Raw genomic sequence first — 16,705 nt, forward strand, 5'->3', positions numbered from 1 at the left:
CCCGCTTGCGCTTCCCCCGTACAGGGTGTTATTAACAACACCATCCGCTATTTATTTGCTATGAGTCATCGTATGAATACGATCGCGACCACTACATTGTCGCTGCGCCGCATCACCGCTGAAGATAATGCCGCTATTGCTCAGGTTATCCGCCAGGTTTCTGCGGAGTATGGGCTGACGGCAGATAAAGGCTATACGGTAGCCGATCCTAATCTGGACGAGCTGTTTGAGCTTTACAGCCAACCGGGCTCGGCCTATTGGGTGGTTGAACTGGATGGCCGGGTGGTTGGCGGTGGCGGCGTGGCGCCGCTGGCCCATAGTGAAGCGGATATCTGCGAGCTGCAGAAAATGTATTTTATGACCTCCGCCCGCGGCCAGGGGCTGGCTAAAAAGCTGGCGCTGCTGGCGCTGGAGCATGCCCGCGAGCAGGGGTTCAAACGCTGCTATCTGGAAACTACCGCCTTTTTGAAAGAAGCCGTCGGGTTATATGAACACCTCGGCTTCCTGCATATTGATGCGCCGCTGGGCCGTACCGGCCATGTGGACTGCGAAGTCCGGATGCTCAAAGCGCTGTAGCTTCTCAGCGCCGTGATCCTCCCCGGTGGCGCTTTGCAGACCGGGCTACAGGTTCGTGCGGTTTGGTAGTCCGGACAGGTGCGGAGCACCGCCTCCGGGATTATCCTCTCTCAGGCGCTGACCGGCACGCCGCTGTGGAAGCGAAGCTCGGCTTCTGGCGCAAGAATCAGCGCCGCCTCCGCTTCGCCAAGCTGGCGGATACGCTCGCTGATATCCTCGTCGGCAATCTGCTGCGCCAAATCCAGGTAATCCTGATAATGCCGCGCCTCGGAGCGCAACAGCGACAGATAGAACTTCTGCAGATCGTCGTTCAGCCACGGCGCCAGCGCTGCAAAACGCTCACAGGAACGCGCCTCGATGTAAGCCCCGCAAATCAGTTTATCGATAAGCATCACCGGTTCGTGAGAACGCACCTCTCTGCGTAATCCGCGCGCGTAGTTGCTGGCAGTCATTTTGACGTAAGGGATATCGTGCGCCAGCATCATCTCCCGCACCTGCCAGAAGTGATGCAGCTCTTCTTTAATCAGCAGCACCATATTGTCCACCAGCTGACGCCCCCAGGGGTCGTCGGTCTGCGGCATTGTGCTTTTGTTGATTTGTTTATGCAGCGCGACGAAATCCGGCTCAGGCCCCCAACGATAGGTAAAGTCTTCATACGGCTTCAGGCAGGCCAGCAGCTCGTCGGCTCCGCTCTTATCGGCGACATATTTGCGCACCAGCAGCAATGCGTTCTGCGCCGCTTTAAGCTCGCAGACCATGTGGTCGGTCAGCAGCAGCGGCAGATTTTCTGGCTTACGGGCTTCATCAATCCATGCCTGTGGCGTCGGGCAGTGGAGAAAATCGAGTACAGGGGCGAGTATTTGCGGGTAGTCCATTAAAGTTCCTTGCTCTACGCCAACGATACGCAGGATCGTTCAGGTACATTAAGGCGAAAAACCCCGACGGCATAGTCGCTATGTCGCCGGGGTTTCTGAGTATCGCCAACAGAGAAGTGCCTGATGGATGACGTGCAGGCTTGCTTAGTGACGAACGCCGTCGTCATCTTCATCGACGAGATCTTCGTCGTCTTCTTCGTCACCGTCTTCGCCGTTAGGGTCTTCGTAGTAGGTTCCCCAACCGTCATATTCAACGCCGAATTTCTCAGCCAGGTTCAGCAGCTGCTCCACCTGGGCATCAATCAGTTCCACTTTCAACGCACTTTCGCTCAGGATATCGCAGCAGATAACCACTTCGCCTTCTTCGACTTCCAGCTCTTCCGGCTCGGTCACTTCGTAGCCCATTTTGAAAGCTTCTACTGCCACTTTCTCCAGAGTTTCAAAGTCATCGGCGGAGAGATGATGCTCGATGGTGTACAGCGCGTCAGGGTCGCTGCCGTCTTCGAGCAGTTCTTCGATAATCAGACGCGTTTCTTCACGCTGTTCTTCCAGTAGTTCCGGGTTTGCCATGGCTCGTTCCTCATAATGTGCGACAGATACTTCTATTGTCACATACCGCCGTGATTGCCTCCACCTTTGTGCAAAAGATTTGTGAAACGGGGTTGCAAATGAATATTCATACATATAAATTGAATTTTAATTCAATGAGTGGCTTAAGCCAGCGAGGGAACCATGTCCGCGTTTTATCAGAAACATTTTTTAAAGTTGCTTGATTTTACCCCTGCAGAAATCACTGCCCTGTTGGCGCTGGCCGCCAGACTGAAAACCGACAAAAAAAACGGCATTGAAATCCAACACCTTGCTGGAAAAAACATCGCGCTCATCTTCGAAAAAGACTCTACCCGTACACGATGCTCTTTCGAAGTTGCCGCATTTGACCAGGGCGCCCGCGTGACCTATCTCGGGCCAAGCGGCAGCCAGATTGGCCATAAAGAATCGATTAAAGATACGGCTCGCGTGCTGGGGCGGATGTACGACGGTATTCAGTATCGCGGTCATGGCCAGGAGATCGTCGAGACGCTCGCCAGCTATGCCGGTGTCCCGGTATGGAACGGCCTGACTAACGAGTTTCACCCTACCCAGCTGCTGGCCGATTTGCTGACCATGCAGGAGCATCTGCCGGGCAAAGCCTTCAACGAAATGACGCTGGTGTATGCCGGTGATGCCCGCAACAATATGGGTAACTCTATGCTTGAAGCCGCTGCGCTGACCGGGCTGGATCTGCGTCTGGTCGCCCCGGCGGACTGCTGGCCGGAAGAGAGTCTGGTGGCCGAGTGCACGGCGCTGGCGCAGAAGCACGGCGGCAACATCACCCTGACCGAAGATATCGCCGCTGGCGTCAAGGGCGCGGACTTTATTTATACCGACGTCTGGGTTTCTATGGGTGAAGCCAAAGAGAAGTGGGCGGAGCGCATCGCGCTGCTGCGTGCCTATCAGGTGAATAGCGAGATGATGGCGCTGACCGGCAACCCGCAGGTTAAGTTCCTGCATTGTCTGCCGGCATTCCATGACGACCAAACCACCCTGGGCCAACAGATGGCCGAAGAGTACGGCCTGCACGGCGGCATGGAAGTGACTGACGAGGTCTTTGAGTCGCCCGCCAGCATCGTCTTCGATCAGGCGGAAAACCGCATGCACACCATCAAAGCGGTGATGGTCGCAACGCTGAGTAAATAACGTGGCCTATCCCCGGATGGCGTAACGCCACCGGGGTTAACGCCGTTACGCCATCCGCACCTTCACCACTACTTTACGCACTTTGGCCGGCTCGCCCGCGGCGCACAGCGGTTTGTGAACTTCGCCCGGGTAAAACACCACAAAGTCACCTTCGCTAAGAATCACGGTTTTTTCCTGCTCGCCGGCGGCGAGAAACGCAATGTCTTTCCCCTCCAGCCAGTCGGTGTCCGGCGTGCCAGCAGGCTGCGTACTGAAGGTCATCGCCTCCTGACCGCGCAGGACAATCTGGATATCCAGGTAGCGCGCATGGTACTCGGCGCGACGGGCAGCAAATGGCTCGGTGGTGTCTTCCGAGACCAGGTAAAACACATTGTTGCCGTCAATATCGTATTTTCCCGGCAGCGTCTCCTCGGTGACATGCGCTTTAACATGCTCAATCGCCTGACGCAGCGCGTCCGGCAGCCAGGTTTGCAAATGATGAATGTGACCTACGATCATAATAATCCTCAAATATAAAACAGCTTTTCATTTTTGTTTTTATACGCCCCTTCGCACTGCCATACCACTTCTTTTTTATGGTTTTTTGCGCTGACGCAGGCTTCCTGAAGCAATCGTTTTCTTGTTTGTGGACTAATCACTTGATCCGAAATTTGAGCTGCGTATAATGCCGGTCGATTTGCCGGGAGGAAGCATGGTCTACTGCGTACGACATTCTGTCTTACCGCGTCTGAACACAGGCGCTGGCGTAGCGTTTTTCTTTCCGTTGCTCAATGAATTCTCGAAGCCCCTTATTTAAGGGGCTTTTTTTTTGCCCAGGCGTCAGGAGATAAACATGGCTAACCCGCTATATCAAAAACATATCATTTCCATAAACGATCTCAGCCGAGAAGACCTCGAACTGGTGCTGGCGACCGCTGCAAAACTCAAAGCCAACCCACAGCCAGAACTGCTGAAGCATAAGGTTATCGCCAGCTGCTTCTTTGAAGCCTCCACCCGTACCCGCCTGTCGTTTGAAACCTCGATGCACCGCCTTGGCGCCAGCGTGGTAGGGTTCTCTGACAGCAGCAACACCTCGCTGGGCAAAAAAGGGGAAACCCTGGCCGACACCATTTCGGTCATCAGCACCTATGTCGATGCCATCGTGATGCGTCATCCGCAGGAAGGGGCCTCACGACTGGCAACCGAGTTTTCCGGCGGCATTCCGGTCCTCAACGCTGGCGATGGTGCCAACCAGCACCCGACGCAAACCCTGCTGGATCTGTTCACTATTCAGGAAACCCAGGGCCGCCTGGAAAACCTCAACGTCGCGATGGTTGGCGACCTCAAGTATGGCCGCACCGTCCACTCCCTGACCCAGGCGCTGGCGAAGTTTAACGGCAACCGCTTCTACTTTATCGCCCCGGACGCATTAGCCATGCCGCAGTACATCCTTGATATGCTGGATGAGAAAGGTATCGCCTGGAGCGTGCATAGCGCCATTGATGAAGTGATGGAGGAGGTGGATATTCTCTACATGACCCGCGTGCAGAAAGAGCGTCTCGACCCGTCCGAATACGCCAACGTGAAGGCGCAGTTTGTCCTGCGCGCCGCCGACCTCGAAGGCGCCCGCGAAAATATGAAAGTGCTGCACCCGCTGCCGCGCATTGATGAAATCACCACCGATGTTGATAAAACGCCGCACGCCTGGTACTTCCAGCAGGCCGGGAATGGCATCTTCGCCCGCCAGGCATTACTGGCACTGGTACTCAATAGCGAGCTGGCTCTGTAAGGGGAAACGACCATGACACACGATAATAAACTGCAGGTAGAAGCCATCAAACGTGGCACCGTTATCGACCACATCCCTGCGCAGGTTGGTTTTAAGCTGCTGACGCTGTTTAAGCTGACCGAAACGGATCAGCGCATCACCATCGGCTTGAACCTGCCGTCAGGCGAAATGGGCCGCAAAGACCTGGTGAAAATCGAGAATACCTTCCTGACCGAAGAGCAGGTAAACCAGCTGGCGCTGTATGCCCCGCATGCTACGGTTAACCGTATCGATGATTATGAAGTGGTAGGCAAATTACGCCCTAACCTGCCGGATCGGATCAACAACGTGCTGGTCTGCCCGAACAGCAACTGCATCAGCCACGCCGAGCCGGTCTCCTCAAGCTTCGCGGTCAAAAAACGTGAAAATGATATCGCGCTGAAGTGCAAATATTGTGAAAAAGAGTTTTCACATTATGTGGTTCTGGCCAATTAATTGAGGTTGGTATTGGCTACCCGGCTCCCTATAATGGCCGGGTTCCATACGCGCAATGCTGCAAGCTGCGTCTTTGCCGGCAGCACGGACCATTCGCCCCCTGCCGCGACGAGGCAACTCGCAGGATGAAGGGTATATAATGCTGTTTTTAAGGAGAACTCATGTCTAAAACTATCGCGACGGAAAATGCACCAGCAGCAATCGGCCCATACGTTCAGGGTGTTGATCTGGGTAGCATGATCATCACTTCCGGCCAGATCCCCGTCGACCCGAAAACCGGTAGCGTGCCGGAAGATGTCGCCGCTCAGGCGCGTCAGTCTCTGGACAACGTGAAGGCTATCGTTGAAGCTGCGGGCCTGAAAGTGGGCGATATTGTGAAAACCACCGTCTTCGTTAAAGATCTGAACGACTTTGCCACCGTGAATGCCGCGTATGAAGCGTTCTTCACCGAACATCAGGCCACCTTCCCGGCCCGTTCCTGCGTTGAAGTTGCTCGTCTGCCGAAAGACGTGAAAATCGAGATCGAAGCGATCGCTATTCGCCGCTAATCTCTGCGTCACAGCCGGATAGCCTGATGGCTTATCCGGCCTGCATTGTTCGCTCAGGCCGGATAAATTCACCACTTCTCACGCATTACATCACGCCAAACAGTTTCGGCAGGAACAGCGAGATCGCCGGAATATAAGTCACCAGCAGCAGCACCAGGAACAACACCGCATAAAACGGCAGCATCGCCTTCACCACCTGCTCTATCTTCTGCTTACTCACCGCACTGGCCACAAACAGCACCGAACCGACCGGCGGCGTAATCAGGCCAATCCCGAGGTTAACCAGCATGATCATCCCGAAGTGAACCGGATCGATACCCAGCGCGTTGGTCACCGGCAGCAGCACCGGCGTCAGGATCAGAATCAGCGGGGCCATGTCCATCAACGTGCCGACCAGCAACAGCATAATGTTGATGCACATTAAAATGACGTACTTGTTATCCGAGATGCTGGTAAAGGCTTCGGTGATGCGCATCGGCAACTGCATGTAGGTCATGATGGCGCCAAAGGCGGCGGCAAAACCGATCAGGATCATCACGATCGTGACGGTCTTCACCGTGCGATACATCAGCTTTGGCAGCTCGGACCATTTGTAGTCACGGTAGATAAACATGGTGACAAAGAAGGCCCACAGACAGGCGATCGCCGCCGATTCCGTGGCGGTGAAAATGCCGGAGAGGATCCCGCCCATGATGATCACCACCGTCATCAGCCCCCACAGCGTATCGACAAAGATCGTCAACGCCTGGCGAAACGGCACCCGCTCCCCTTTCGGGTAGCCGCGCTTGTGGGCAAAGCCGACGCACATCACCATCAAAGCAAAACTGAGCAGCAGCCCCGGCAGGATCCCGGCGATAAACAGCGCGGCAATCGACACCGTTCCCCCGGTGGCCAGCGAGTAAATCACCGAGTTATGGCTCGGCGGCGTCAGGATCGCCTGAACCGAGCCGCTGGCGGTCACCGCCGCCGCAAAGTCGCGCGGGTAGCCTTTTTTATCCATCTCCGGGATCATCACCGAACCAATAGAGGCGGTATCCGCCACCGATGACCCGGAAATTGCGCCAAAAAAGGTCGAGGCGACGATATTCACCAACGACAGGCCGCCGCGAATAAACCCGACAAAAATATAGGCAAAGTTCACCAGCCGCCGCGCAATCCCCCCTTCGGCCATGATCGCCCCGGCAAGGATAAAGAACGGGATCGCCAGCAGCGAGAACTTGTTCACGCCGTTGGTCAGCTGGATCATCACCGCCTCCAGCGGGATATCAATATACCAGGCGCCAACGATCGCGCTGATCCCCACGGCGTACGCTACCGGCACCCCAATCGCCAGCATAATGGCCAGCGTAAAAACGAGAATAAAGGCATCCATCAGTTTTCCTCTATGCAATCAGATCGACGATCAACTGGTTGAACCCAGCATGACGATGGGACGCTGATACTGGTCGCCACGGCAGATCTTTTCGATGATGAACAGCAGCGTGATCGCCGAGCCAATCGGGAGCGGCAGGTAGTTTTCTCCGGCGGTAAGCAGTGGGAATTCCGCAACCGGTTGTTCCCACAGTTCGATACACAGTGAAGAGCCGTACCAGAGGATGAAAATACAGATGGCCATCAGGATAAGATCGGCAACGACAGAGCAGAAACGACGCGCGCTATCGCCCAGACGGTCGGTCACCATGCTGACGGCGATATGTGAACCGGCGCGGTAGCTCACCGCCGCCCCGATAAAGGTGAATGTCACCATGCACAATATGGCTATCGGCTCAGGCCATGACAGCGCGCTGTTCATCACGTAGCGCGCAAATATGCCAACCGGGATCACCGCCACCATCACCAGCAGCGCCAGCCCGGCAATCCACATAGAAATTCGATAAAGTATGTCCATTACCGATGAATAATATTCACCCATCATCATTACCTCGACTGAATAATCAGTTCAGGGCGGATGGAATAATCCATCCGCCTGATGAATTACTTCACATCCTGAATTTGCTTGATCAAATCCTGATGGTCTTTACCGTATTTATCCCGCACTGATTGTGTTGCTTTATAGAAATAATCGGTGTCAATGTCATAAAACTTAACGCCCTGCTGTTTCATGGTTTCCAGCGATTTGGTGTTATAGGCTTCCCAGAGCTTACGTTGCTCGGCCTGGGCTTCTTTCGCCAGTTTGATAATTAATTGCTGATCCTCTTTCTTCAGCTTGTCCCACTTTGGTTTAGAGAACAGAAAAAGCTCAGGAATAATAAAATGCTTACTCCAGGTATAATTCTTGGCTACCGGCAGGTAGTTATGCGCCACGAAGGTTGGCGGGTTATTTTCCGTGCCGTCAATCACCCCGGTTTGCATGCCGCTGAAGACCTCGCTGGTCCCCATTGCCACCGCGTTGGCTCCCATCGCTTTTAAGGTATCAAGCGCCACCGGGCTGGTCTGTACGCGGATTTTCATCCCCTTTAAATCCTCCGGTTTGGCGACCGGATCTTTGGTAATCAGGTTGCGCGTCCCGGCGTCCATCCAGCCAAGGAACACCAGCCGGGACTTGCTGTTCGCGGTCAGCCGGTCACCAATTTCCTGGCCGATCATGCCGTCCAGCACGTGGTGCATATGGTCTTCATCGCGAAAGATATATGGCAAGGTGAAGACGTTAATCTCCGGTAAGATTGCCGCCACCGGCGCCATCGACACACGAATAATATCGATCGCGCCAAGCTGCGCCTGCTCAATCATCTGCTTTTCATCGCCCAGCACGCCGCCGGGGAAGGTTTTAATATCCAGCCGTCCGTCGGTTGCGGCACTGAGTTTTTCTCCCATGTGTTTTACCGCTACTACGTTAGGATAATCAGCAGGATGAACGTCGGCCGCACGCAGCGTTTGTGCCGCGGTTATCTGCGTGGTAAGCAGGAGTCCACACCCCACGCCCAGACTTAAAAGAGTTTTTCTCAGTTTCATTTACCTTCTCCAGAGACATATAAACGCGAATAACAAACGGTTTGCAGGAACAATGACGGTCTTAATGAAAAGCAGCAGGAAGAATGTTGTTATTGATGACGCCAGGGCAGGTTAGCCTCTGTAACAAATTATTACGATGATTATGTTCACAAAAGAAGGAATAGCCGAGAGATTTTCAGCACGCTGTTTCATTTTTGCAACGAAGGTCATTTTACGGAAAAAATAATGTCTGAAAGAGAACCATAGTTGTGATCTCTCACACCTTTATCATTTCAAAAAAAATAAAACAAAGAATGACAGAGAGATTATTTTGGCGGGCGCAAAAAGAGAAATGGCTGCCGCAGCAGCCATTATTTGAGATTATTGCCAGCCGTAGCGTCGGCTATAGAAACCTTTCACCATTTGGGTCAGCGTCATATAGCCAACCAGAATAGCAATCAGCCATGGGAAGTAGCTCAGCGGCAGCGCCTGCAGCTGCAAATAGCCCGCCAGCGGTGAGAACGGCAGCGCGATGCCCACCACCATCACCACCAGGGTCATGGCAAACAGCGGCCACGCGGCACGGCTCTGGATAAACGGAATCCGCCGCGTACGGATCATATGCACAATCAGCGTTTGCGACAGCAGCCCTTCAATAAACCAGCCGGACTGGAACAGCGTCTGGGCTTCCGGCACGTTGGCATGGAATACCCACCACATCAGGCAGAAGGTCAGAATATCGAAAATCGAGCTGATCGGGCCAAAGAAGACCATAAAGCGCCCCAGTTCCGCAGGGTTCCAGCGCTGCGGTTTGCGGATCTGCTCATCGTCGACGTTATCAAACGGGATCGCGACCTGGGATACATCGTACAGCAGGTTCTGGATCAGTAAGTGCAACGGCAGCATCGGCAGGAACGGCAGAAAGGCGCTCGCCACCAGCACGCTGAAGACGTTACCGAAGTTAGAACTGGCGGTCATTTTGATGTATTTCAGCATGTTGGCGAAAGTACGGCGGCCTTCGATTACCCCCTCCTCCAACACCATCAGGCTTTTTTCCAGCAGAATGATATCCGCCGCTTCCCGGGCAATGTCCACCGCGCCATCCACGGAGATGCCGATATCCGCCGCGCGTAGCGCCGGAGCATCGTTGATGCCATCGCCCATAAAGCCGACCACATGCCCTTCGCGTTTCAGCAGCGTCACGATGCGCTCTTTATGCAAGGGCGCAAGGCGGGCGAACAGCGTGGTGCGTTTTGCCAACTGGGCCAGTTGGTCATCGCTCAGCGCTTCAATCTGGCTACCGATGACCACCTCGCCGGCATCCAGCCCCACTTCATGGCACACCTTCGCCGCGACCAGTTCGCTATCGCCGGTCAGGATTTTGACGGTAATCCCGCTGGCTTTCAGCGCCTTCAGGGCCGGCGCGGTGGTCTCTTTCGGCGGATCGAGGAAGGCAATATAGCCTTCGAGAATCAGGTCAGACTCATCGGCCCGCTGGTAGTCGCCTTCGCGGGCGGGCAGATAGCGGGTCGCCACCGCCACCACCCGCAGTCCCTGGCGATTAAGCGTATCGGTCACGCGTTTGATGCGGCGCAGCATGGTGTCGTCCAGCGGCACGATATCGCCGTTGTAGCGCACCTGAGTCGATACATTGAGGATCTCCTGCAGCGCACCTTTGCAGATCAGCTGATGCACCCCTTCCTGCTCGCTCACGACCACCGACATCCGGCGGCGCTCAAAGTCGAACGGGATCTCATCCACTTTCTGCCAGCGTTCGGACAGCTGACGCGCCGCGTCGAGTTCAACCCCTTCCAGCACCGCTGTATCAAGCAGATTTTTCAACCCGGTCTGATAGTGGCTATTCAGCCAGGCACTGTGCAGTACCCGTTCGCTGACCTTGCCGGAGACGTCGGTGTGGTTCTCCAGCACGATTTTGTCCTGCGTCAGGGTACCGGTTTTATCGGTACACAGAATATCCATCGCGCCGAAATTCTGGATAGCATCGAGATGCTTGACGATGACTTTCTGTTTCGAGAGCTTCACCGCCCCGCGCGCCAGGGTCGAGGTGACAATCATCGGCAGCATTTCCGGCGTCAGGCCAACCGCCACCGACAGCGCGAACAGCGCCGCTTCCCACCAGTCGCCTTTGGTGTAGCCGTTAATCAGCAGCACCACCGGCGCCATCACCAGCATAAAGCGGATCAGCAGCATGCTGACGCGGCTGATGCCTTTCTGGAAGGCATTCGGTTCGCTCTCCTGCTCGCTGACCCGTCCGGCCAGCTGACCAAACCAGGTGTTGCCGCCGGTCGCAAAGACGATTGCCTGTGCCGTACCGCTCACCACGTTGGTGCCCATAAAGCACAGGGTGTCGCACTCCAGCGGGTTACTTTGCTGTGGGTCACGGCTGTGAACCACTTTTTCAACCGGCAGCGATTCACCGGTTAACGAGGCCTGGGCAACGAACAGATCCCGCGCCTGGAGGATACGCAGGTCCGCGGGGATCATATCGCCCGCCGACAGCTTGACGATATCGCCCGGCACCAGCTGGTCGATAGGCAGCTCGCACCAGCGGCTTTCTCCCTGCTCGTTGACCACCCGCAGCACCGTCGCGGTATTGCTGACCATCGCCTTCAGGGCATCCGCCGCTTTGGTCGAGCGGGCTTCCTGAATAAAGTTGAGCAGCGTGGAGATCCCCACCATCAGCGCAATCACGCCGGCGGCAAACAGATCTTCCGTTGCATAGGAGACGATCCCCAACACGGTGAGCAGCAGGTTGAAGGGGTTGCGGTAGCAAGTCCACAGATGCACCCACCATGGTGATGGCTTCTGCGCCGGAATTTGATTGTCGCCGAAGCGGGCGATTTTCTCTGCGACTTCGCTATCGTTCAGCCCTTCCGGGTGGCTGTCGAAGGCGCGCCAGAGTTCATTGTCGTCCATTGCCGCTACGTTCAGGCAGTGTTTGCCTAACGATTCTGGAATCGGCGTACTGGCCAGATGGCGGGCATCCGGTAACGGGTCGCGCTGAACCAGTCGGCGCGGCAAATGGCGGCTGAGCTGTGCAAACAGCTGCCGGGTCATATTTTTCAGCATAAACAGTCCCTCCGCGCTCGCCAGGGCGAACGCAGCACAACTGACAGGCGCAACAAAACTCTACCTGTCAGGTATTATTTTTTTATGGCAGGGACATCAAGGACGTCACTGCTTTACGCTTCCGGTAAAGCAGTGCTAAGCAGGCTTACCGGAAAAGAGAGTTACTCCATCGAGGATGAGGAGTGGGATCGGGGTCCATAAAATCTCCGGTAAGTGAGGAAAAACGGCGCAAACTATAGCGCAACCAGCGGGCAAGTTGAAGCCGCTGTCGCCAATGATAACCCCGCGTAACTAAACCAGACGTAAACCAGACTTTGCTCATTGCGGTTTGGTTGAGTAGCATTAGGCTCACTACATCGGATGACCACGAGAACCTTGCATGCAAAACCGGCTGACCATTAAAGATATCGCGCGCTTAAGCGGCGTCGGGAAATCGACGGTGTCCCGCGTGCTCAACAATGAAAGCGGCGTGAATGAACGCACCCGTGAACGAGTCGAAGCGGTGATGCAGCAGCACGGTTTTTCGCCCTCCCGCTCCGCGCGGGCGATGCGTGGTCAAAGCGACAAAGTGGTGGCGATTATCGTTACCCGTCTTGATTCGCTGTCGGAAAACCTGGCCGTACAGACCATGCTGCCGGCCTTCTACGAGCAGGGTTTCGATCCCATTATGATGGAGAGCCAGTTCTCTCCGACGCTGGTCGGGGAGCATCTGCGGATCCTCGCCCGCCGCAATATCGATGGCGTGGTGCTGTTTGGCTTTACCGGCATCACCGAAGAGATGCTGACGCCCTGGCGCGCATCGATGGTGCTGCTGGCGCGCGATGCGCCGGGCTTCGCCTCGGTCTGCTACGACGACAACGGCGCGGTCAACCTGCTGATGCAGCGCCTGTACGACAGCGGGCATCGCCACATCAGTTTTCTCGGGGTGCCCCATAGCGACGTCACCACCGGGCAGCGCCGCCATCAGGCCTATCTCGATTTCTGCGCGCAGCACCAGCTCACCCCGTCCGCCGCCCTGCCGGGCCTGGCGATGAAACAGGGCTACGACAATGTCGCCAGCGTGCTGACGCCGGAAACCAGCGCGCTGCTGTGCGCCACCGATACCCTCGCCCTTGGCGCCAGCAAGTATTTGCAGGAGCAGCAGATTGCCCATCTGCAGGTTGCCAGCGTCGGCAGTACGCCGCTGATGAAGTTTCTCCACCCGGAGATTGTCACCGTCAACCCAGGCTACGCCGAGGCCGGGCGTCAGGCTGCTCAGCAGCTGATCGCGCAGATCGCCGGCCAGACAGAACCCCGCCAGATCGTGATTCCCGCCGCGCTTATTTAAGCCCTGATGGTGGATTTATGTGATCCTCGCTGCGTTTCGGGAACGTTCCCATTTTGAAATGCCCACGAACCCGTTAGGATTCGTCTCAGGTCATTACGCAATCTCTTCCCTCTGTTTTGAGGCCTCAACATGAGTAAAGTGAATCAGCAGGACATCGATAAATTGATCGAACTGGTGGGCGGGCGCGATAACATTGCTACCGTCAGCCACTGCATTACCCGTCTGCGCTTTGTGCTGAACAATCCGGCCATTGCCAAACCCAAAGAAATCGAACAGCTGCGCATGGTGAAGGGCTGCTTCACCAACGCCGGGCAGTTCCAGGTGGTGATTGGCACGGAAGTGGACGATTACTACAAGGCGCTGCTGGCAACCACCGGCCAGGCATCTGCTGATAAAGAGCAGGCTAAACAGGCTGCGCGGCAAAATATGAAGTGGCACGAGCAGCTGATCTCGCATTTTGCCGAGATCTTCTTCCCGCTGCTGCCGGCGCTGATCAGCGGCGGCCTGATCCTTGGCTTCCGTAACGTGATCGGCGATCTGCCGATGAGCAACGGGCAGACGCTGGCGCAAATGCACCCGTCGCTGCAAACCATTTATGATTTCCTGTGGCTGATTGGCGAGGCCATCTTCTTCTACCTGCCGGTCGGTATCTGCTGGTCAGCGGTAAAGAAAATGGGCGGCACGCCGATCCTCGGCATCGTGCTCGGCGTGACCCTCGTCTCTCCGCAACTGATGAACGCCTATATGCTGGGTCAGCAGGTGCCGGAAGTGTGGAACTTCGGTCTGTTTACCATCGCTAAGGTCGGTTACCAGGCACAGGTTATCCCGGCGCTGCTGGCAGGCCTGGCGCTCGGCTTCATCGAAACCCGCCTCAAACGCATCGTCCCTGACTACCTCTATCTGGTGGTGGTGCCGGTATGCTCGCTGATTCTGGCAGTATTCCTTGCCCACGCCTTTATCGGCCCGTTTGGCCGCATGATCGGCGACGGCGTGGCCTTCGCAGTACGTCACCTGATGACCGGCAGCTTTGCGCCGATTGGCGCCGCCCTGTTCGGCTTCCTGTATGCCCCGCTGGTGATTACCGGGGTCCACCAGACGACGCTGGCTATCGATATGCAGATGATTCAGAGCATGGGCGGCACCCCGGTGTGGCCGTTGATTGCCCTGTCCAACATCGCCCAGGCGTCAGCGGTCGTCGGCATTATCATCGCCAGCCGCAAACAGAACGAGCGTGAAATTTCGGTTCCGGCCGCTATTTCGGCCTACCTTGGGGTCACGGAACCGGCCATGTACGGGATCAACCTGAAATACCGTTTCCCGATGCTCTGCGCGATGATCGGCTCCGGCCTTGCCGGGCTGCTGTGTGGCCTGAACGGCGTGATGGCGAACGGTATCGGCGTTGGCGGGCTGCCGGGGATCCTCTCCATCCAGCCAACCTACTGGCAGGTCTTCGGGTTAGCGATGGTCATCGCAGTGGTCGTGCCGATTACGCTCACCACGATCGTATACCAGCGCAAATTCCGTCAGGGCACCTTACAGATTGTCTGATCTTATCTTTCGGGGCGCGATAGCGCCCCTTCGTTGTAGCAGGAAAGCGATATGAATACCCTTCCCCACTGGTGGCAAAACGGCGTTATTTACCAAATTTATCCGAAGAGTTTCCAGGATACGACCGGCAGCGGCACCGGCGATCTGCGTGGAGTCACCTCACGCCTCGACTATCTGCAAACTCTCGGCGTGGACGCTATCTGGTTGACCCCGTTCTACGTCTCACCGCAGGTGGATAACGGCTACGATGTCGCGAACTATACCGCCATCGATCCCACCTACGGCACCCTGGATGATTTCGACGAACTAGTGGCCGAGGCCAAAGCGCGCGGGATCCGCATCGTGCTGGATATGGTGTTAAACCATACCTCGACCGCACACGCCTGGTTTCGCGAGTCGTTAAACAAAGAGAGTCCCTACCGCCAGTTTTACATCTGGCGCGATGGCGAGCCCACCACGCCGCCAAACAACTGGCGCTCAAAATTTGGCGGCAACGCCTGGCAGTGGCACGCCGAGAGCGGGCAGTACTATCTGCATCTGTTCGCCACGGAACAGGCCGATCTCAACTGGGAAAACCCGACGGTACGGGAAGAACTCAAAAAGGTGTGCGAATTCTGGGCCGACCGCGGCGTCGACGGCCTGCGCCTTGACGTGGTTAACCTGATTTCGAAAGATCAGACCTTCCCGGCAGATGACCAGGGCGACGGACGCCGTTTTTATACCGATGGCCCGCGGGTTCATGAATTCCTGCAGGAGATGAGCCGCGACGTCTTCACCCCGCGCCAGTTGATGACGGTGGGCGAGATGTCCTCCACGTCGCTGGAACATTGTCAGCAGTATGCCGCGCAGGACGGCCGCGAGCTGTCGATGACCTTTAACTTCCACCACCTGAAGGTCGATTATCCCGGCGGAGAAAAGTGGTCCCTGGCACGCCCTGACTACGTGGCGCTCAAAGCGCTGTTCAGCCACTGGCAGCAGGGGATGCACAACCGGGCATGGAATGCGTTGTTCTGGTGTAACCACGATCAGCCGCGCATTGTGTCGCGCTTCGGTGATGAAGGTGAATACCGGGTTCCGGCGGCGAAAATGCTGGCGATGGTACTGCACGGCATGCAGGGCACCCCGTATATCTATCAGGGTGAAGAGATTGGCATGACCAACCCGCATTTCTCGGACATCAACGCGTATCGCGACGTGGAAAGCCACAACATGTTTATTGAACGCTCGGCGCAGGGACAGGCGCCGGATGAGCTGCTGGCGATCCTCGCCAGTAAGTCGCGCGATAACAGCCGCACGCCGATGCAGTGGGATCGCCGCGCCCAGGGCGGTTTTACCACCGGTGAACCGTGGATTTCCCTGTGCGATAACTATCAGACCATCAATGCCGAAGCGGCGCTGGCTGACCCGGATTCCGTGTTTTACACCTATCAGCAACTGATTGCGCTACGCAAGACCACGCCGGTGCTGATCTGGGGCGATTATCAGGATCTACTGCCGGAACATCCTGCGCTGTGGTGCTACCGCCGCCAGTGGCAGGGCAAAACCCTGGTCGTCGCGGCTAACCTGAGTCGCGAATTCCAGAGCTGGCATCACCGCGAGATGGACGGCGACTGGCAGGTACTGATGAGCAACTACCCGGAGGCAGCGAACCGCCCTGCGGCCATGACGCTGCGTCCGTTTGAAGCCATCTGGTGGCTGCAGGCGTAACCTTTCCCCGGCCAGTGCTGCGCTTAACCAGGCTGCGGGTGCCGTTCCCGCAGCCTGGACAAGGGCGAATCACGTGACGCTGGCCAGTGCCAGCGTTTTTGCCTTCTCCTTGCCAATTTCCGCT

General features: G+C 56.3%; 18 protein-coding genes. 10 read left to right on the plus strand and 8 right to left on the minus strand.

Annotated features, from left to right (window positions below):
• Positions 1 to 72 precede the first annotated feature (72 nt).
• Positions 73 to 576 carry a GNAT family N-acetyltransferase gene (locus tag ACMYSP_RS09945; protein ID WP_434586583.1) on the plus strand — a complete coding sequence of 168 codons (504 nt, stop codon included), beginning with the start codon at positions 73 to 75 and terminating at the stop codon, positions 574 to 576.
• Positions 577 to 686: 110 nt separating this feature from the next.
• Here the strand turns inward: ACMYSP_RS09945 and miaE are convergent, their stop codons facing one another.
• Together miaE and rraB are read right to left on the minus strand one after the other, a co-directional pair.
• Complete coding sequence (gene miaE / locus ACMYSP_RS09950) at positions 687 to 1,451, minus strand: tRNA isopentenyl-2-thiomethyl-A-37 hydroxylase MiaE (protein ID WP_434586584.1); 765 nt, start codon at positions 1,449 to 1,451, stop codon at positions 687 to 689.
• Between the two features lie 144 nt (positions 1,452 to 1,595).
• Positions 1,596 to 2,021, minus strand: a complete 426-nt coding sequence (gene rraB, locus ACMYSP_RS09955; protein ID WP_123757915.1) for a ribonuclease E inhibitor RraB — start codon at positions 2,019 to 2,021, stop codon at positions 1,596 to 1,598.
• A gap of 162 nt (positions 2,022 to 2,183) precedes the next feature.
• Between rraB and argF the strand changes: the two genes are divergently transcribed.
• On the plus strand, positions 2,184 to 3,188 hold the full coding sequence (gene argF / locus ACMYSP_RS09960; protein ID WP_434586585.1) for an ornithine carbamoyltransferase: 1,005 nt from the start codon (positions 2,184 to 2,186) through the stop codon (positions 3,186 to 3,188).
• Positions 3,189 to 3,233: 45 nt separating this feature from the next.
• Here argF and ACMYSP_RS09965 read toward each other — a convergent pair whose 3' ends face one another.
• Positions 3,234 to 3,686 carry a YhcH/YjgK/YiaL family protein gene (locus ACMYSP_RS09965; RefSeq protein ID WP_174509855.1) on the minus strand — a complete coding sequence of 151 codons (453 nt, stop codon included), beginning with the start codon at positions 3,684 to 3,686 and terminating at the stop codon, positions 3,234 to 3,236.
• Between the two features lie 193 nt (positions 3,687 to 3,879).
• On the opposite strand from ACMYSP_RS09965, the gene ACMYSP_RS09970 reads away from it, so the two are divergent.
• The 5 genes from ACMYSP_RS09970 (at position 3,880) to ridA (ending at position 5,978) form a co-directional block, all read left to right on the plus strand.
• Positions 3,880 to 3,984, plus strand: coding sequence for a pyrBI operon leader peptide (locus ACMYSP_RS09970; protein ID WP_015585298.1), 105 nt, complete (start codon positions 3,880 to 3,882; stop codon positions 3,982 to 3,984).
• Positions 3,959 to 4,018: a pyrBI operon leader peptide gene (locus tag ACMYSP_RS09975; RefSeq protein ID WP_112150686.1), complete on the plus strand. Its 60-nt coding sequence runs from the start codon at positions 3,959 to 3,961 to the stop codon at positions 4,016 to 4,018. The genes ACMYSP_RS09970 and ACMYSP_RS09975 overlap by 26 nt, the downstream gene beginning before the upstream one ends.
• A gap of 2 nt (positions 4,019 to 4,020) precedes the next feature.
• The gene (pyrB, locus tag ACMYSP_RS09980) at positions 4,021 to 4,956 is read left to right on the plus strand and encodes an aspartate carbamoyltransferase (protein ID WP_434586587.1); all 936 of its coding nucleotides are present in this window, start codon (positions 4,021 to 4,023) and stop codon (positions 4,954 to 4,956) included.
• A gap of 12 nt (positions 4,957 to 4,968) precedes the next feature.
• Positions 4,969 to 5,430: an aspartate carbamoyltransferase regulatory subunit gene (pyrI, locus tag ACMYSP_RS09985; protein ID WP_123757911.1), complete on the plus strand. Its 462-nt coding sequence runs from the start codon at positions 4,969 to 4,971 to the stop codon at positions 5,428 to 5,430.
• A 161-nt stretch (positions 5,431 to 5,591) separates the two neighbouring features.
• Complete coding sequence (ridA, locus tag ACMYSP_RS09990; protein ID WP_123757910.1) at positions 5,592 to 5,978, plus strand: 2-iminobutanoate/2-iminopropanoate deaminase; 387 nt, start codon at positions 5,592 to 5,594, stop codon at positions 5,976 to 5,978.
• 85 nt (positions 5,979 to 6,063) lie between these two features.
• On the opposite strand, the gene ACMYSP_RS09995 is transcribed toward ridA, so the two are convergent.
• The 5 genes from ACMYSP_RS09995 to mgtL form a co-directional block, all read right to left on the minus strand.
• Complete coding sequence (locus tag ACMYSP_RS09995; RefSeq protein WP_434586588.1) at positions 6,064 to 7,350, minus strand: TRAP transporter large permease; 1,287 nt, start codon at positions 7,348 to 7,350, stop codon at positions 6,064 to 6,066.
• A 30-nt stretch (positions 7,351 to 7,380) separates the two neighbouring features.
• Positions 7,381 to 7,890 carry a TRAP transporter small permease gene (locus ACMYSP_RS10000; protein ID WP_123757908.1) on the minus strand — a complete coding sequence of 170 codons (510 nt, stop codon included), beginning with the start codon at positions 7,888 to 7,890 and terminating at the stop codon, positions 7,381 to 7,383.
• A 62-nt stretch (positions 7,891 to 7,952) separates the two neighbouring features.
• The gene (locus tag ACMYSP_RS10005; RefSeq protein WP_434586589.1) at positions 7,953 to 8,930 is read right to left on the minus strand and encodes a TRAP transporter substrate-binding protein; all 978 of its coding nucleotides are present in this window, start codon (positions 8,928 to 8,930) and stop codon (positions 7,953 to 7,955) included.
• Between the two features lie 360 nt (positions 8,931 to 9,290).
• The gene (gene mgtA, locus ACMYSP_RS10010) at positions 9,291 to 11,999 is read right to left on the minus strand and encodes a magnesium-translocating P-type ATPase (protein WP_434586590.1); all 2,709 of its coding nucleotides are present in this window, start codon (positions 11,997 to 11,999) and stop codon (positions 9,291 to 9,293) included.
• A gap of 145 nt (positions 12,000 to 12,144) precedes the next feature.
• Positions 12,145 to 12,342 (minus strand): mgtA regulatory leader peptide MgtL, encoded by a 198-nt coding sequence (gene mgtL / locus ACMYSP_RS10015; RefSeq protein ID WP_434586591.1) that lies wholly within the window; start codon positions 12,340 to 12,342, stop codon positions 12,145 to 12,147.
• Between the two features lie 36 nt (positions 12,343 to 12,378).
• On the opposite strand from mgtL, the gene treR reads away from it, so the two are divergent.
• From treR to treC, 3 genes are all read left to right on the plus strand, one after another.
• Positions 12,379 to 13,326 (plus strand): trehalose operon repressor TreR, encoded by a 948-nt coding sequence (treR, locus tag ACMYSP_RS10020; protein WP_434586592.1) that lies wholly within the window; start codon positions 12,379 to 12,381, stop codon positions 13,324 to 13,326.
• Positions 13,327 to 13,455: 129 nt separating this feature from the next.
• Positions 13,456 to 14,874, plus strand: a complete 1,419-nt coding sequence (gene treB, locus ACMYSP_RS10025) for a PTS trehalose transporter subunit IIBC (RefSeq protein WP_123757904.1) — start codon at positions 13,456 to 13,458, stop codon at positions 14,872 to 14,874.
• Positions 14,875 to 14,925: 51 nt separating this feature from the next.
• Positions 14,926 to 16,581 (plus strand): alpha,alpha-phosphotrehalase, encoded by a 1,656-nt coding sequence (treC, locus tag ACMYSP_RS10030; RefSeq protein ID WP_434586593.1) that lies wholly within the window; start codon positions 14,926 to 14,928, stop codon positions 16,579 to 16,581.
• Positions 16,582 to 16,705: the final 124 nt, after the last annotated feature.

Source organism: Klebsiella sp. R390 (assembly GCF_051131745.1).
GTDB lineage: Bacteria > Pseudomonadota > Gammaproteobacteria > Enterobacterales > Enterobacteriaceae > Klebsiella.

Coding starts and splice junctions, on each gene's coding strand:
- ACMYSP_RS09945 (WP_434586583.1), top strand. CDS start 73: ATGAATACGATCGCGACCACTACATTGTCGCTGCGCCGCATCACCGCT.
- miaE (WP_434586584.1), bottom strand. CDS start 1,451: ATGGACTACCCGCAAATACTCGCCCCTGTACTCGATTTTCTCCACTGC.
- rraB (WP_123757915.1), bottom strand. CDS start 2,021: ATGGCAAACCCGGAACTACTGGAAGAACAGCGTGAAGAAACGCGTCTG.
- argF (WP_434586585.1), top strand. CDS start 2,184: ATGTCCGCGTTTTATCAGAAACATTTTTTAAAGTTGCTTGATTTTACC.
- ACMYSP_RS09965 (WP_174509855.1), bottom strand. CDS start 3,686: ATGATCGTAGGTCACATTCATCATTTGCAAACCTGGCTGCCGGACGCG.
- ACMYSP_RS09970 (WP_015585298.1), top strand. CDS start 3,880: ATGGTCTACTGCGTACGACATTCTGTCTTACCGCGTCTGAACACAGGC.
- pyrB (WP_434586587.1), top strand. CDS start 4,021: ATGGCTAACCCGCTATATCAAAAACATATCATTTCCATAAACGATCTC.
- pyrI (WP_123757911.1), top strand. CDS start 4,969: ATGACACACGATAATAAACTGCAGGTAGAAGCCATCAAACGTGGCACC.
- ridA (WP_123757910.1), top strand. CDS start 5,592: ATGTCTAAAACTATCGCGACGGAAAATGCACCAGCAGCAATCGGCCCA.
- ACMYSP_RS09995 (WP_434586588.1), bottom strand. CDS start 7,350: ATGGATGCCTTTATTCTCGTTTTTACGCTGGCCATTATGCTGGCGATT.
- ACMYSP_RS10000 (WP_123757908.1), bottom strand. CDS start 7,890: ATGGGTGAATATTATTCATCGGTAATGGACATACTTTATCGAATTTCT.
- ACMYSP_RS10005 (WP_434586589.1), bottom strand. CDS start 8,930: ATGAAACTGAGAAAAACTCTTTTAAGTCTGGGCGTGGGGTGTGGACTC.
- mgtA (WP_434586590.1), bottom strand. CDS start 11,999: ATGCTGAAAAATATGACCCGGCAGCTGTTTGCACAGCTCAGCCGCCAT.
- mgtL (WP_434586591.1), bottom strand. CDS start 12,342: ATGCTACTCAACCAAACCGCAATGAGCAAAGTCTGGTTTACGTCTGGT.
- treR (WP_434586592.1), top strand. CDS start 12,379: ATGCAAAACCGGCTGACCATTAAAGATATCGCGCGCTTAAGCGGCGTC.
- treB (WP_123757904.1), top strand. CDS start 13,456: ATGAGTAAAGTGAATCAGCAGGACATCGATAAATTGATCGAACTGGTG.
- treC (WP_434586593.1), top strand. CDS start 14,926: ATGAATACCCTTCCCCACTGGTGGCAAAACGGCGTTATTTACCAAATT.